Below are 14,544 nucleotides of genomic sequence, written 5' to 3' on the forward strand. Positions count from 1 at the left end.
GACACCTTCCTCAATTTATAATATCCGTCGACACCGGCACATAAGGGTAAGCCGAAATAACCTCAGGCGGATTAGTTCCCCGCTTTGTAATAATTCTGATATGAGTCTCGCCTTCGGCGCCAATAGTGCCCACTTTTATCACAAAGGTCCCTTGGTCGCTTTGGGACACAGGTCTCCGATTGGGCCCACTCTTTTTCCATGCCTCATCAAGCACCTCCAGCAATTTGTCGGGACTAACCACGAATACCGAATGCGACTTTCCCGCTCGATCTCGCGCCGGGTCCAAGGTCAAGTGATGGCCGATATGCTCGATGCGATTCGCTCCATTTTTATCTGTCCCCTTATATCTTAGACCTTCCAAGCTCACCCAGTCGTTTGGACCTCGCTGGGTGAGCCGACCGTTTTTCACCGCCTCATCCACCATGCCGCGAGCGACCTGGGGAATGCTCGTGGGATGTAGCACAAGACGACTCGGCGCCGGCGGCGGACTCCCCGGCGGCGGAGGATTGGTCAATTTGCCTTTGCCCCCGCCGAACACAGAGTCGATCGCGTCGCTGCCGCTCTTCCCTTTCTTGCCCACCGCGTCGATCAGGATGTTCGTCGTCGCCAGCAAGGTCTCGCCCGCCTTCTCGAGATCGCTTTCGCACTGCGCCCCGTTGATCTGATCAACCAGACTGAGCAGCCCCTTGACGAAGTCGATCCCAGCGTTGCCGAGACTCCAGTACGCCATTCCCACGAGCGCAATGTCGGCGAGGAAACCGGCGCCCAAGGCATGCGAGGCTCCCCACAGCGCGAAGATCGCAACCGTCCCGGCGATGTTTGTCGGGCTCACCAATTCCTTGAGCTGATGTCCGATCTCCGCCGGCAGGCCCTTGGCCGCGTACAGGAACACCTCCCTCAGCTTGTCGCCGAAACCCATCGAAGGCACGTCGAGGGCCGGCGCCAAGCCCAACGGGTCAAGGTGACGGTGGGGCTGGCCCAATGCGAACTCATACAGATCGGGCCCTGCCGCCAAGCCCAAGGGGTCGGGGCTCAGATACCGGCCCTGCTGCGGGTCCAGATAGCGGTGCGTGTTGTAGTGCAGCCCCGTCTCGGCATCGAAGTACTGGTTCGACCCACGCAACGGCATCTCAAGGCGCGACCCTGTAGCAACGACGGCAGCACCCGTATCCGTTAGCGTTGCCTGCCAAGCAACCTGCCTTGTCGAGTCTGTCACCGCCAGCGGAGCCAGCCGATGGTCGGTATGGATCGCTAGGATCGCCCGGCCAGACAGCATCGCCACCGGCCGCCCGTCCAGGTACACGTACTGGCGCACGATGCGACCGGCTTCATCGGCCTCGGCGGTGAGTTGTGCCCCGTCGTAGAAGAAGCGCGTCACCTTCTGGCCCTGCGCGCTGTAAACCACCTTCGCGATGCGTTCCCCGAAGACGTTGTAGCGATAGCGCGCGACGAGTCGTTCGGCCTGCCCGTCGCGGGCCTTGGCGAATACCTCCATCAAACGGTCTAGCCCGTCCCACACATATCTGTGCCGCGCGTCCTCCACGACCCGGCCGCGGGCGTCGTGTCTCGTCTCGCCAAGCTCTCTTGGCTCGGTGGCCTCTGCCGCCGCCCGTGCAAACAATGGCGGCGGCGCCTCAGTACCCAAGTGACCCAGCCGGAACGCCCACCGCTGCCGCCATGGCAATGAAGCTTGCGACGCAGCTGCACGGCCAGGCACGGCGGCATAACGGTAGTCCACCCGCACCTGCTCGTCCTGCCACTGCAATTGGCTGGCAGCCGCCGCCTCGCTGCCCACCTGCACGGGCCTGCCGTCTACGTCCAGCAGGCGCCTGTGCGTCAAGCCGTTGCCATGGACGAAGCCCCGATCGTGAAACCGCTCCTCCACAGTGTTGAGGCCGGTGACAATCGGAGCGTTCACCAAGCCCTCGCGGTCAATGCCGGCTAATACGCCCGGCTTCGCGTGCTCGGGGCCGTTGTAGCGATAGGCCAGACGCTGCCCGTCTGGCAGCACCTTGCGTTGCAAACGGCCGAACCCATCGAATTCATAACGTGTGGTGAAGCGGCGGCCGTCGATCAAGCGGGTGTGGGCAGTCAGCCGCGCCTCTGCGTCGTAGTCGTAGCGCTCTTCCCCCGCCTCGTAGGCGATGCGCGCCGGCTTGTTCGCGCGGCCCCATTCGATCTTCGCGTCCTCGCCGTCGGCCTGAACCCGAATGCCGCGGCCCAGCGCGTCTCGCCCAATGCGAGTCACACCGCCGTCGGACGCCACGCGCTGCACCAACTGGTCGGCTTCGTCATGGTGGTACACCGTGCGCCCGCTGACGGGGCTGTCGTCAAGCACCAGTCGACCGAAGTCGTCGAACAAATCGGTGTTCAGGCGCGCCTGACTGTCGAGCTGTGTGCGGACAGCCTGAGGTGCCGACTCGGGCCCGCCCAATGTCTTGATCTCGCGTCCATCAGGCATAGAAAGGCGCAAGGCCAAACGCGGCAGTGCCACCTGCAAGGCAGCATCCACTGCCGCAAGGGTCTCGGCCTGGCGTCGCTGGCTCACGCTGCCGTCCGGATTCAGCAGCTGCAACTCGCGCAGGCTGTCGTCCGCCGCATAGTGCCAAGCAATGCGGTTGCCCTGTCCGTCACTCAGTTCACTCAGCTGCCCGGACGCGTCGTACTGCAGGCGCAGGTGTTGGCCTAGCGCGTCGCGCGCTTCGGCCACCTGGCCCTTCACATCGTAGGCCAGCTGCAACTGGCGTCCCGCCCGCTGCACGCCTGTCAGGCGTCCTCGGCTGTCATAAGTCAGGCGTTCAGTCACGCCGTCCAGACCGGCGCGCTCGATCAGCCGCCCCGCGTCGTCATAACCAAAGCTCGCCTGCAGCCCCATCGGATAAGTGATGCCGACGATGCGACCACCCGTCGGGTCATACCGATACCGTGTGACGTCGGAATCCGCAGGGCTACCCGTGCGGCCGTTGGGCAAAGGACCGTCCACCTCGCTCAGCAAGCTGCGACCGTTGACCAACTGGTAGCGATAGCCCGTCGTGCGGCTCATCGGCACCCCCGCCGGCACCACCCGCCCCTGCCCATCCACCGGGCTGTAGCCCCGCTCGACCACCTGTGTGACCTGCCCGTGCTCGTTGTACGCCAGCCGGGTGACCTGCTCCTGGCCCGCCACCACGCTCGGCCGAGCCACCACCACCGGCTGCCGCCCCTCACCCTCGTATTCGTAGCGCACCAACACCCGCGCCGGCTGCGCCCGGCCGTCGACGTGCTCGACCTGCTCCACCCGCACCGTCCGCCCCTGCGCATCCAGCACCGCACGTTGGCTCTGCTGCGGCACACCGTCGGTCGACAACCCGGTCACCGACACCAACCGCCCGCTGCGTTCATACCCGTACCGCACGTTGGCCGGCCCGCAGCTGTCGCACCCCGCCCCGCGCGATTCGAGCAGCCGGAACTCCCCGCCGATCACCGCCGTTTTGTAGAACGTGCGCCGCCCCTGCCCGTCAATGAGCACGGTCTGCCCGGGCTGGCCGCCCGGGCTGGGCAGTTCCTGAAACGCCAGCTCCACACGCTCGGCGCCCGGCTGCCCCACGGCGCCGCGCACGCTCAGCACCGCACGGCCGCGCTCGTCGTAGCCGTAGGTGGCGAGGCGCTGGTTCAGCAGCCGCCCGTCGCCGCCGGTGCCGACCACGCTGATGCCGGTCAGCAGCGTCGGAAAGCGGCCGTCCTCGTAGTGGTACACGCGGCTGATCGCGCTGCTGCTGACGCCGCGGTCGGTGTATGCATGCACCGGGGTGCTTGGGTCGTGCGAGGTCGGCTGCCCCACCTTAACCAGGTTGGCCCAAACGCTGGACGCCGGCGCGCTGCTCTCCTTGGGCAAGGCGCTGCCATATTCGTAGGTGTAGCGCCCCACCGGCGTGTCGATGCTCTGCACCCCCCGGAAACGGTCGCCGGCCTTGGCAGCCTGCCGGTCCAGATAGTTCAGCCGCAGGCTGCGGCCCTGCGGGTCGGTGACCTTCAGCAAGTGCCCGCCGGCGTCGTGCTGCAAGGTCACGAACTCACCGGTGGGCGCCAAGATCTGCGTCAGCCGGCCTTGCGCGTTGAAACTCAGCTGGCGCCCGTCGGCCCACACCCAGGTGTACTGCTCACCGTCGCGGCCCGTGTGGATCAGCACCCGGCCCTGCGCCGGGTCGGCGTGGCTGCACTGGCTGGGATGGCGCGGGTCGCGGTTGAAGATCAACCGCCCGCCGTCGGCCTGCGTGATCTGCACGGTGTTGCGGCCGACCGCGTGCAGCTCGGTTTCGTAGCTCAGCCGCCAGCCCCGACCGAGGATGCCGTTTGGCGCGTTCGTGCTCGAGGCGCTGCTGTTGTAGTGGCGCACCAGCTCCAGCCCCAGCACGCCGGGCAGTGCGGGCAGGTCCACCTCGCGCTGGTATTTGTTGCCGTTGACGACGTTCAGCGGGTTGCCGGCACCCACGTTGGTGCCCGAGGCGTTGCCCAGGCTCGCCGGGCCTGCCCCGCCGCAGGGAGGCCCCGGATTGGTGGGACCACACGAGGCACCGCCCCCTGCGCCCGGATCACCGGGCACGCCGGGGATCGAGGCGTTCTGGGCGGCTGCCGGTGGGGCGAGTCCGGCCAGGCACAGCCCGACCAGGAGAACAGCCTTCACGCACCGCCGCAAGATGCGGCCATCGCCGCGCGTCCGAAGCGCCTCGCCTGCAGTGGCATCGACAACTCCCGGATCTGGTGTCTGCATCATCACTCCCTCGTGTCATATCTGGCCATCGGGCGGCACGCAGCAGTAAGACGTGCCGCAGCCAGGGTCGCAGCTCGGGTCGCCCATCTCGCAGCCGGGCGGGCGGCAGCCGTTGGGGTCGGTGGCTGGGTCGCAGGTGCCGCCATCGCCGCCACCCGGTGGCTCGATCGGAACGGGGGGCACGCTGCAACCGATGGTCTGGCATTCGGGTGGCGGCGTGTCCACGCGGGGCGGGTCGCCAGGGTCGCTGGGGCTGCCGTCGTTGCCCGGGCCCGGGTGGGACTCGACCGGGCCTTCGATCGGGTCGGACTGCATTTGCAGCGTCACATGGCTGACGATGGGCACCCTGCCGGCATTCACGAGGCGGGTGTAGGCGGCATCGTTGCCCGTATCCATCCACTGCAGGTAGCGGGTGTAGACCATGCCCACCAGCGGCACCGAGGGCCGGTAGCCGTGCGTGATCTTGAGCTTGATCAGGTTCGCGTCGTGCACGCTCTGGCCCGAAGCGGTACCGACCGCTTCGGGGTCGCGCGCCGCGAGCCCGGCATGGCGGATGGCCCTGGCGCCATAGGCGTTCTCGAGCTGCGCGTCGTTCCAGTCGTCATAGCTCTCCCGAGTGGGATTGAGCAGGCGCACCTCGACGAACTCGGCCACCTCGGCCGCCGCCCGGGTCAGCGATTCGGCCAATTCACTGGAGCTGCGGCCGCCGCCGTACAAGGCCAAGACGTTGCGCGCATAGGCGAGGCGGATGGCGTCCACGTTGGCGTGGCCGGTGCTGCCCGCCCGAGCCGCCATGAAGGTTGCGTAGTTGATCTGGTTCTTGGCGAAGAACAGCAAGCCGTACTGCACGACAGCCAGGCCCAGCAGTGTCAGCAAGGGCCCGACCACCGCAAATTCGACCATTGCGGCGCCACGCTGCCGTCGCGGCCGCGTGGGCGCAGCGGCGTGCCCACCCGGGCGCGGTGGGCCGCCTTCGCCGTCGTGCGGGGCGAAGTACCCATGCGCGAACGCGTCGCCCGGCCGGATGCCGAGAGCCGCCACGGTGCCGGCCGCAAGTTCGAGGCAGTGGCGAGCGAGTGCGGCCGGCGCAGCGCCGTGATGCGGCCCACGCACGCGGCACACATTGGCGCGCCAGGGCTTCAGGGCCGGCACACAGGCGACGACCCGGCCTGCCGCATCGAGGTACACCAGATCGAGGGCGTAGCGCATGAAGCAGGTGTGCACGCTGGCGCACCGGGGGATCAGCAGGCCCGCGTCCGGTCGGAGGGGTGGTGACAGCATCAGCCCACGCCAGCGGCTCCAGAAGCGGACGGCCACCCGCACGCGAAGCTGCCAGGCGCCGGTCGCCGTGTAGATGACGGCAAACTCGGCACGCTCGGCCGCGTGGTCCGTCCTTGCTGCTAGTCGTGCCATCGATCCCTCGCCTGCGTTGTGTTGTGGTTGCAAGCGCCTCCCTGGAGCGCAACGCCACCATGGGGTGGCCGCTGGCGGTTGTCTATCCGTCTTTCACCGGCACCCTCCCGTACAAGAAACGACCACGCTGCATCGCCGCGCTCCTTCAAAAGCCCGATTCGAGGAACTTGATGACGATCGGAAAGAACAGCACGATGAACGTGCAGGGAAAGATGAAGGCGATCAACGGGAACAGCATCTTCACGGGGGCTTCCATTGCCAGCTTCTCGGCCCGCAGAAAGCGCTCGGTGCGGCGTTGGTCGGCCTGTGCCCGCAGCACCGGGCCGAGGTTCATGCCCATGCTTTCGGCCTGGATCACGGCGACGATGAAGTTCGTCACCGGTGGCTCGTTCAACCGCTCGGACATCGCCCGCAGCGAGTCGACGCGCGCCTTGCCGGCGCGGATGTCGCGCAGCACCCGCTGGAATTCGTCGCGCAGCACACCCTTGGGGCCCTTGGCCACCGCCTGGTTCATCGCGCCTTGCAGGTTGAGCCCGGCCTCGATGCACAGCGTGACGATGTCAAGATAGAACGGAAAGGCCTTCAGCATCTCGCGCCGTCGCAAGGCCATGCGATCGCGCAGCCAGAGCGCGGGATACCCCCAGCCGAAGACGAGGCCGACGGCCACGGCCTGCAGGTAGGCACGGGCGCTGAAACCTTGCGGGAAGAGCCGGTTCGACGGTGTGTCGAACGAGGCGAGCGCGGCGCAAAGCACGGCCGCCATCACCACCGCGCAAACCACACGCGCCGAGACGAGCTGGGCCGGGCTGATGCTGTAGTCCAGCCCGGCCTTGCGCAGCTTCGTCAACAGCTGCATCTGCGTCTTTTGAGACAACGCAGCGTCGAGGTAGTGGCTGCCCCACTGGATCGGCCACCAGGCCAGGCGGAAGCCGATGGGCGGCGCGTCCTTGAACTCGCGGTCTTCCCGCGGCACCGTGACCACCGCGCGGCTGACCGCCCAGGCCAGCAGCGCGACTGAAGCGCCCATCAACATCATGAACAAGGCGGCCATCACCGCGCCGCTACTGGTGAGTTGATCCAGGAACATGTGCTCGTCCTCGCTGGGTGGGAGGCTCTAGGCCTTACACGTCGATCGCGATGATCTTGCGAATCACCCACACACCCATGAACTCGAAGAAGGCGATCACCGACAACGCCGCCCAGCCCATCGGTGTGCTCCACATCAGTGCCATGGCCTCGGGCTCCATCTTGTTCAACACGACCATCAGGCCCACCGGCAGCATGCCCACCACCCACGCCTGCAGCTTGCCCTGCGAGGTGAGCGCGCGGATCTTGCCCTCCATCTGCAGCCGGCTGCGGATGGTGTGCGCGGTGCGCTCGAGGGTTTCGGCCAGGCCCCCACCGGTCTCGGACGCGATGCGCATCGCCGACACCACCAGGGTGGTGGTCTGGGTCGGCACACGCCGGGACAAGTTGCTCAGGCTTTGTTCGAGCGTGACGCCCAGGCGCTGTTCGCGCAGCACCAGGGCGAATTCCTGGCTGATGGGGGGCTGAGCTTCGGTCACCATCTGGCGCAAGGCGGAGTTGAGGCCAACGCCGGCGCGCATCCCGCCGGCCAGCATCATCAGGGCGTCGGGCAGCTGCTCTTCGAAGCTGCGCAATCGCCGGCGGCGCATCCACGCATAGACGATGCGCGGCAGGAACCCGAGCGCGAAGAACACCGGCACGGCCACCAGCGCGGCGCCAGTGGCCAGCCAAACCAGCACGGCGCCAAGCGCCATCACCGCCAGGTTGGCGATGAACAGCTTGCGCGCGTCGATGAACAGGAAAAACTCCTGCATCTGAAACTTGGTGCGCTCGGTGAAACTCGCACGGTAGCGGGCCAGGGTGGTAGTGCCCAGATCGATCACAAACCACGTGAGCAGTGCCACCGAGACGGCCGACACGCCGGTGACCAGGGTCAGAACTGCATTGTTGTCGAGCATGTCAGGCCTTTTCGTTGGGGCGTACCGTCGGGTGCGCCGTTTCACAGGGCTTGCTCGGGCAGCTCGTCCACGGCCGCCATGCCGTGCATTGCGGTGGCCTTGAAGATCGAGACGTCGAGTTGGACCCCCGCAGCACGCAATTCGTCATAGAAGCTCGGCACCGTGTCGCAACCGGTGAAATAGCCCTGCACCCGGCCGCCCGCCTGAAGCCCACCCCGGCCGTAGCCGCGGTTGACGAAGCGGAACAGCTCCTGCACCTGAATCTTCCCGCTCTCCATGCCGGTGATCTCGACGACATGCGTCACCATGCGGGTGCCGCAGGCGAATCGGGTTTGCTGCACGATGATGTCGACGGCGGATGCGATCTGCTCGCGTATCGCGCCGAGCGGCAGCTCCATCCCTGCCATCAGAACCATGGTCTCCAGCCGAGCCAGCGCATCGCGGGGGGCGTTGGCGTGCAAGGTGGTCAGCGATCCTTCGTGGCCGGTGTTCATCGCCTGCAGCATGTCGAGCGCCTCGGCGCCTCGGCATTCACCGACCACGATACGGTCGGGCCGCATGCGCAGCGTGTTGCGCACCAGCTCGCGTATGGTCACCGCCCCCTTGCCTTCGACATTCTCAGGGCGGGCTTCGAGGCTGATCAGGTGTTCGTGGTGTAGCTTCAGCTCGGCGGCGTCTTCGACCGTGATGACACGCTCGCCGGGCGGGATGAAGTTGGACAGGATGTTGAGCAGCGTGGTCTTGCCGGAGCCGGTGCCGCCCGAGACAACGATGTTCTTCCGGGCTTCGACACACAGGTGCAAAAACGCGGCCATCGGCGGGCTGATGGAGCCGAAGGCGATCAAGTCCTGCGCTTGCAGCTTGCGCTTGGAGAACTTCCGGATCGTCAGCGTCGGGCCTTTCAGGGCCAGCGGCGGGATGATGGCGTTGACGCGCGAACCATCCTTCAGCCGCGCGTCGACCATCGGCGACGACTCGTCGATGCGGCGCCCGAGCGGTGCGACGATACGCTCGATGACGCCCATCACGGCACGGTCGCCGGTGAAGGTCAGCGGGTGGCGGTGCAGCCGCCCCGACCGCTCGACGTAGATCTCGTCATACCGGTTGACCATGATTTCGGTGACGCCGTCGTCTTCCAGCAGCTCTTCCAGCGGGCCGAGGGCGATGGCTTCGTTGAGCACCTGCCGGCACAGCAGCTCGCGGTCGAGTTCGGCCGGCACCTCGTCGTCGCGGTCTTGCAGCAGCTCGCGTATCAGCGTTTCGGTTTCGCGGCGCAGGCGGTCGTCGCTCATGCGCGAGACGTCCTGGCGGCGCAGGTCCATGGTTTCCAGCAACTGGACATGCAGACGCTTGCGCCATTCGAACTCGAGCTGCTTGCGCCTGGCGTCTTGCGGCGTCACGAGCGAGACGGCCGGTCGCTCGGCGATGGCAACAGGTCCAGACAGGGTCTGCGGCAGGGGTGAGAGGGGCGCCGGCGGCGTCGTTTGGCGCACCAGATCTTCTCGGCGGTGGGGCGGCTGGCGCGACGCCAAGTCCACCGGCGTCGTGTCGGCGAACGAACTCTCGACCGCGGGATCAACCGGCCCTGCCTCGCCGCAGTTCAGCACCTGCAGCCGGTAGGGTCCGATGCCGATCACGTCTTCCGGCAGTAGCGGACCATGTTGCAACTCGATGCGCTGCCCGTTGACGCTCACCCCGCCGAAGGCGCCCATGTCTTCAACCAGCACCCCGCCGGGCGTGCGAAACAAGCGGGCGTGCTCCTTCCCGATGCGCCAGCTTTCCAGGCGGACCTCGTTCTGCGCCCCTTTGCCGACGACACACTGGTCGGCCACCGTCACCTGTCGGCTTTGGCCCTGCGCGTCGAGGATCATGATCTGCAGCATTGCGCCTCCTGGCTTCAGCGTTGGCCTTCGAGAGGGGAGTTCAAGGTCGGCGGCTCCAGCCATTGCGCAGGCACCCAGCCGCGCTTCTGCTCGCCCCCGTCCCCCAGCTGCACCGCCACCCAGTGCCCGCGCGGGGGCTGAGGCAGCAAGCCAATGACATCGCCCGCACTCAAATGGACGACCACGTGGGCATTGATGTCCGGCGCAACGCGCAAGGCCAGTCGCTCCAGCGTGACGCGGTACCGGCTGGCAGCCGGCACGTCACGGGGGGCGGGTGGCAGCGACTCCGGAGCTGACGCACGGCCCGACGGCAGCGCCGCGAGCCGCCCGGCCTGGTCCTGGCGGGCAGCGCCGCCAGGAGCGGCTGCGATCGTCAGGCTGCCCCTGGCAGGGCGCACGGCAGTGCTCGGTACCCAGCCGCTCACCGAGCCCACCAGCACGTGACGCCAGACCGCCGTGCCATCGGCATGAGGCAAGGCGCCGCCCATCAGCACGGTCGACCCGATCCCCAGCTGCAGCAGCGCCGGCGCGCGGGAATGCGGTTCGGCCCGCAAGGCCATGGCGTCGACCACGACGCGCAAGGCACTTCCGCCCGGCAGGGGTGCAGCACTGGCAGCAGCGGGCGGCCGGGCGACGGGTGCGTCGGCAGGCGTGGGCGCAGTCGCAGGCTGGACGGGCGCGGAGAAAGACACCGGAAGACGGCCAGCGGCGGGTGCGTCCACGCCCGCCGTGGCGGGCGGTTGCGCCACCGCCGGTGCCGGAGTGGTGTTCGGCTGTTGATACTGCGCCCCGGGCTGCAGCGGCTCGGTCAGATGAGGCGGGGGGCCCATGCGCTCTTCGAGTCGATCGCTCACGCGCTGCACCCGGTCCTGCAGGCCCGCCGACTGCGCGCTGACCACCGTGGGCGTGACGAAGACGACCAGTTCCGTCTCGCGGTTCTGGAAGCGCTTGGACCTGAACAGCGGCCCCAGGATCGGCAGATCGCCGAGCAAGGGCACCTTGTCGACGTCGCTGCCCGTGTCGCGCTGCAACAGACCGGCCAGCACGATAGTCTCGCCGTCGCGCACATTGAACTCGGTGTTCGCCTTGCGCGAGAGCAAGGCGGGTCCGCTGGCGGTGCTCACCGACTGGTCGATCGAGCTGACTTCGGTGTTGATCTGCGCGCGGATCACCCCCCTGTGGTCGACACGTGGCTCGATGTCGAGCTTGACGCCGTATTCCTTGAACTGGACCCGCGGGCCGTTGATCGTGTAGACGGTGTAGGGGATCTCGCCGCCGGCCAGGAAATTGGCTCGGGCGCCGTTGCGCGCGGACAGCTGCGGCTCGGCCAGCACCGCCGCCTTGCCCTCTTGCGCCAGCAGGTTCAGCTGCGCGTTCAGGCCCATGTTGATCGCGCTCAGCACGTTGAGGCCGCTGGGCAGCACCACACCGCCACCACTGCCGTCGGGGTTGGTGATCGGCGGGGCATTGCCCTCGCCGGTGTGGATGTCGATCTGGTAGGGGCCGCTGTGACCACGCCGCCCCGGCGCCCAGATGCCGCCCACCGCAGCGCCGCCGGTGGCGTTCCATTTCAGGCCGATCTCGCGTAAGACCGTACTCGGGAACTCCACCACCTTCACGTCCATCAGCACCATCTGTTCCCAGCCGAGCCGGTTGGTGAAGTTGACGATCTGTGGGTAGCGCTTGGCGAGTTCCTCGATCTTGCGCAGGTCGTTGTCGGACAGGTCGTCGCCCTCGACAATGATGTTGGCCCCGACCACCGACGCCTTGGCATTCGGGATGGCGGTGAGGAAGGCCGCGATCTCGCGGGCGAAGCGGCTGGTGTCGCCCGGCACGATGTTCACCTTGACGCGCTGGTAGCGGCCGTCGACGTTCCAGACGAACAGCGATGAAGTGCCCGGGCCATTGGCGAACAGGATCACTTCCTTTTGGTCGAGCGCGGCAGCCGTCAGGATCGATCCGTTGCCGACCGCGATGCGCGCGACCCCGGGTGCCGGGAACACGCGCGACTCGCCGACGAACATCTCGATCTCGGGAACCTGCCCTTCGTCATCGGGCGCGCGGATGGGGGTGTAGGGCCGGGCGTCGGTACTGGCACCTGTGCGCCTGGCCAGAGCGCTGTGTGGTTTGAGATGCTCCGCGAAACCATTGCGCACGGGCCGGTGCGCGCCTGCCGGCAAGGGCGCGGTGCCATCCCCCTCGGCGCGGGCCTGCGGCCCCACCGTGACCTCATCGCTCTCCCGCGCCTGTGCGGCGTGCAGCCCTGCGCAGGCGCACACGAACAGGCAGGCCCGAGCGAGGCGTTGCCGGTCGACCTCGCTCGCGCCCGCACGGCGCCCCCGGCCCTTGTGGCGCTCTCCCTCGTCGTAATCGTTGTCGCACTTCTTCATTGGAAGACCACATCCCTCTCTGGTGTGACTGCGCACGTCGATCGGTCCGCCCGTTCTCGCGGCGTTCATCGTGCTTCCGGATACAGCCGGCTGTCGTGTTCAAGGCACCCGGGCGCTCGCAGGCCTCGGGTGGGCCGCTCCCGTTGCGGCAGGTGTACCGTGGGACGGCACCACCTCCTCCTCATCACCGTCCAACACATCGAGCGCGCCACCAGGGGCCTGCGGCATCGGTGCTTCGGCGCTGGGCCGATGACGCTCCTGCTGCACGTGCTGCCCCAGCGTCAGGCCCTCGGGCGGCAACCGGTTGCTGTACAACACCGGCACCTGCGGGTCGGTCCCGTCCACCGCCGCGCCAGCGCCCGCCTTGATGCCGAGCAGGGCCTCGATGTCGTGCCGAGCGGAGGTCAGGGCCTGTTTGTCGGCGGGGTTGCGCAGCAGCGCCGTGATGCGGCCCGTCTCCCGCGCGACGATCACGTACTGGGCCTGCTGCGGCGTGGTGTCGAGCGTGACGGTCGAGTAGGAGCGGCGTTCGCCGCCCATTTTTTTACCCTCATCGTCCGAGCGCTGCCCGGTGGCCATCACTTCGACGCTTTGCAGCAGCGGGAAGGTCAACTTCTTGCCCTTGCGGTCAAGCGTGACGATCAGGTCGATGATGTCCCCCGGCTCCAACATCCCCGAGATCGAGCTGATCTCGTCGACCGCCACCGTGACAGCGCGCCGCCCGGCTTCCACGCGCGCCGAGAAGGTCGGCCTGCGCTTACCCTCGAGTGCGCTCCACAGGATCAGTTCACCGCGCTTGACGGGGAAGGCAATCGCCTGGTTCTCGACGCGGTCGAATTGGTCGGGAACCACTGCCAGCGAGTGCGCAAAGTCCCCCGGGATCTGGCGGATGGCGACGTTGTCAGACGTGAGTTTTGTGCCGCGCGGCAGGTCAGCCCGGGCCACGACCAGACCGACGGTCTTGCCCCTGGCCTGGGCTTCGATCTCGGCCACCCGGCTCGAAAAATAGCTGCGTGCCGTCAGCGCGGCCAGCCCACCGAGAACCAGTGCCACCGCCAGGATGGCCCAGGTCTTGTTGAACACAAGCGCCCTCTTGGCATCGAATCTCGGCAGCTGCATCGGGTTCTCGCTTGTTGGTCCGCCGGCGACGGTTCAGGTGGGAATCGACAACGCGAAACTGATGCGCTCGTAGGCTTGCTTCAGCGTGTCGATCAGGATGCCGAAGGCCGTGCGGGGAGCGTCTGGGCTCGCTGCGTCCTGGATGGGATAGAACAGGAACAGCGCGAACACGGCGCACAGCACGACGTATTCGATGAGGACCTGGCCACGCTGCGACGCCCGACCTTCTACCGTTGTAAGGTGCCGTTGCATCATTTGAAGTGCTCCATGCTTCTGACGACGCTGAGCACGACCATCGTTTGGCGCTCGGGGCTGCGTACGACCACGGCCATCGCCTCCTTGCCTGCCCCCTTGAAATAGAGCACCCTGCCCTCTGGTGTCGCCGACCCTTGGGCACCCTCCTCCGTTTGGGTGTCGCGCTCGAACGCCAGGCCGTCCTCCTGCATCAGCGCCTTGACGCGGTCGACGTTGACCTGCAACGCGTGCCGATTGAAAAACGTCAGGTGGCTCGACAGCCGCGCCCCGTCGTCCGCCTTCACCTGGTTCATCAACCGGGAACCGGCCGGCATCCTCGACTGCCAGTGCTCGACTTCGACCTTGGACTCGTCGCGCGCCGCCTCGGCCGCCTTGAGGTGGCCCGCGGCCACCAGGGCGCGGGTGCCGTCGGCGCCGCCGACACCGAGAGGCTCGAGTTGCACCGTCAGGTAGTGCTCGCCCGAGCCGCGGCCCAGCAGCAGCTTGCCGCCGACCTGCCGTTCGACCAACGGCGGCCCCAGGCGGGCACGGAACCAGGCTGCCAGTTCGCTGGCGGGACGTTCGGACACGAAGCCGCGGATGCGCATCGGAACGCCGTTGACATGGAGTTCGGTGCCCACATCGAAGGCGTGTGCATCGTGGGGAACGGGCAGCTCCGGCCACCCGGATGCGTCTGCAGCTCGCACCGAGGCGAGCGCGAGTACCAGGCAGGCAGCGCAGGCGGCGCGGGCCGGTGGCGGAGCACGCAT

General features: G+C 67.3%; 9 protein-coding genes. All 9 read right to left on the reverse strand.

The genetic code is table 11. The features are described 5' to 3' along the window. Positions 1–10: 10 nt before the first annotated feature. The gene (locus AAW51_RS24790; RefSeq protein WP_083438560.1) at positions 11–4,753 is read right to left on the reverse strand and encodes a DUF6531 domain-containing protein; all 4,743 of its coding nucleotides are present in this window, start codon (positions 4,751–4,753) and stop codon (positions 11–13) included. A gap of 12 nt (positions 4,754–4,765) precedes the next feature. Further along, positions 4,766–6,163 carry a DUF192 domain-containing protein gene (locus tag AAW51_RS30215; RefSeq protein ID WP_157360023.1) on the reverse strand — a complete coding sequence of 466 codons (1,398 nt, stop codon included), beginning with the start codon at positions 6,161–6,163 and terminating at the stop codon, positions 4,766–4,768. 145 nt (positions 6,164–6,308) lie between these two features. After that, entirely contained in the window at positions 6,309–7,250 is a 942-nt protein-coding gene (locus AAW51_RS24800) for a type II secretion system F family protein (RefSeq protein WP_047196767.1), read from the reverse strand. 34 nt (positions 7,251–7,284) lie between these two features. Next, entirely contained in the window at positions 7,285–8,148 is an 864-nt protein-coding gene (locus AAW51_RS24805) for a type II secretion system F family protein (protein WP_047196768.1), read from the reverse strand. A gap of 41 nt (positions 8,149–8,189) precedes the next feature. Continuing rightward, positions 8,190–10,031 (reverse strand): TadA family conjugal transfer-associated ATPase, encoded by a 1,842-nt coding sequence (locus AAW51_RS24810; RefSeq protein ID WP_047196769.1) that lies wholly within the window; start codon positions 10,029–10,031, stop codon positions 8,190–8,192. Between the two features lie 14 nt (positions 10,032–10,045). After that, positions 10,046–12,421, reverse strand: a complete 2,376-nt coding sequence (locus tag AAW51_RS24815; RefSeq protein WP_053013889.1) for a pilus assembly protein N-terminal domain-containing protein — start codon at positions 12,419–12,421, stop codon at positions 10,046–10,048. Positions 12,422–12,520: 99 nt separating this feature from the next. Further along, positions 12,521–13,540, reverse strand: coding sequence for a Flp pilus assembly protein CpaB (gene cpaB, locus AAW51_RS24820; RefSeq protein ID WP_083438561.1), 1,020 nt, complete (start codon positions 13,538–13,540; stop codon positions 12,521–12,523). Between the two features lie 33 nt (positions 13,541–13,573). Then, positions 13,574–13,795: a hypothetical protein gene (locus AAW51_RS24825; RefSeq protein ID WP_047196770.1), complete on the reverse strand. Its 222-nt coding sequence runs from the start codon at positions 13,793–13,795 to the stop codon at positions 13,574–13,576. Beyond that, a complete protein-coding gene (locus AAW51_RS24830) occupies positions 13,792–14,544 on the reverse strand; it encodes a hypothetical protein (protein ID WP_157360024.1) in 753 nt (250 codons plus the stop codon). The genes AAW51_RS24825 and AAW51_RS24830 overlap by 4 nt, the downstream gene beginning before the upstream one ends.

The sequence above is a fragment of the Caldimonas brevitalea genome (assembly GCF_001017435.1).
GTDB classification, from domain to species: Bacteria; Pseudomonadota; Gammaproteobacteria; order Burkholderiales; family Burkholderiaceae_C; genus Caldimonas; species Caldimonas brevitalea.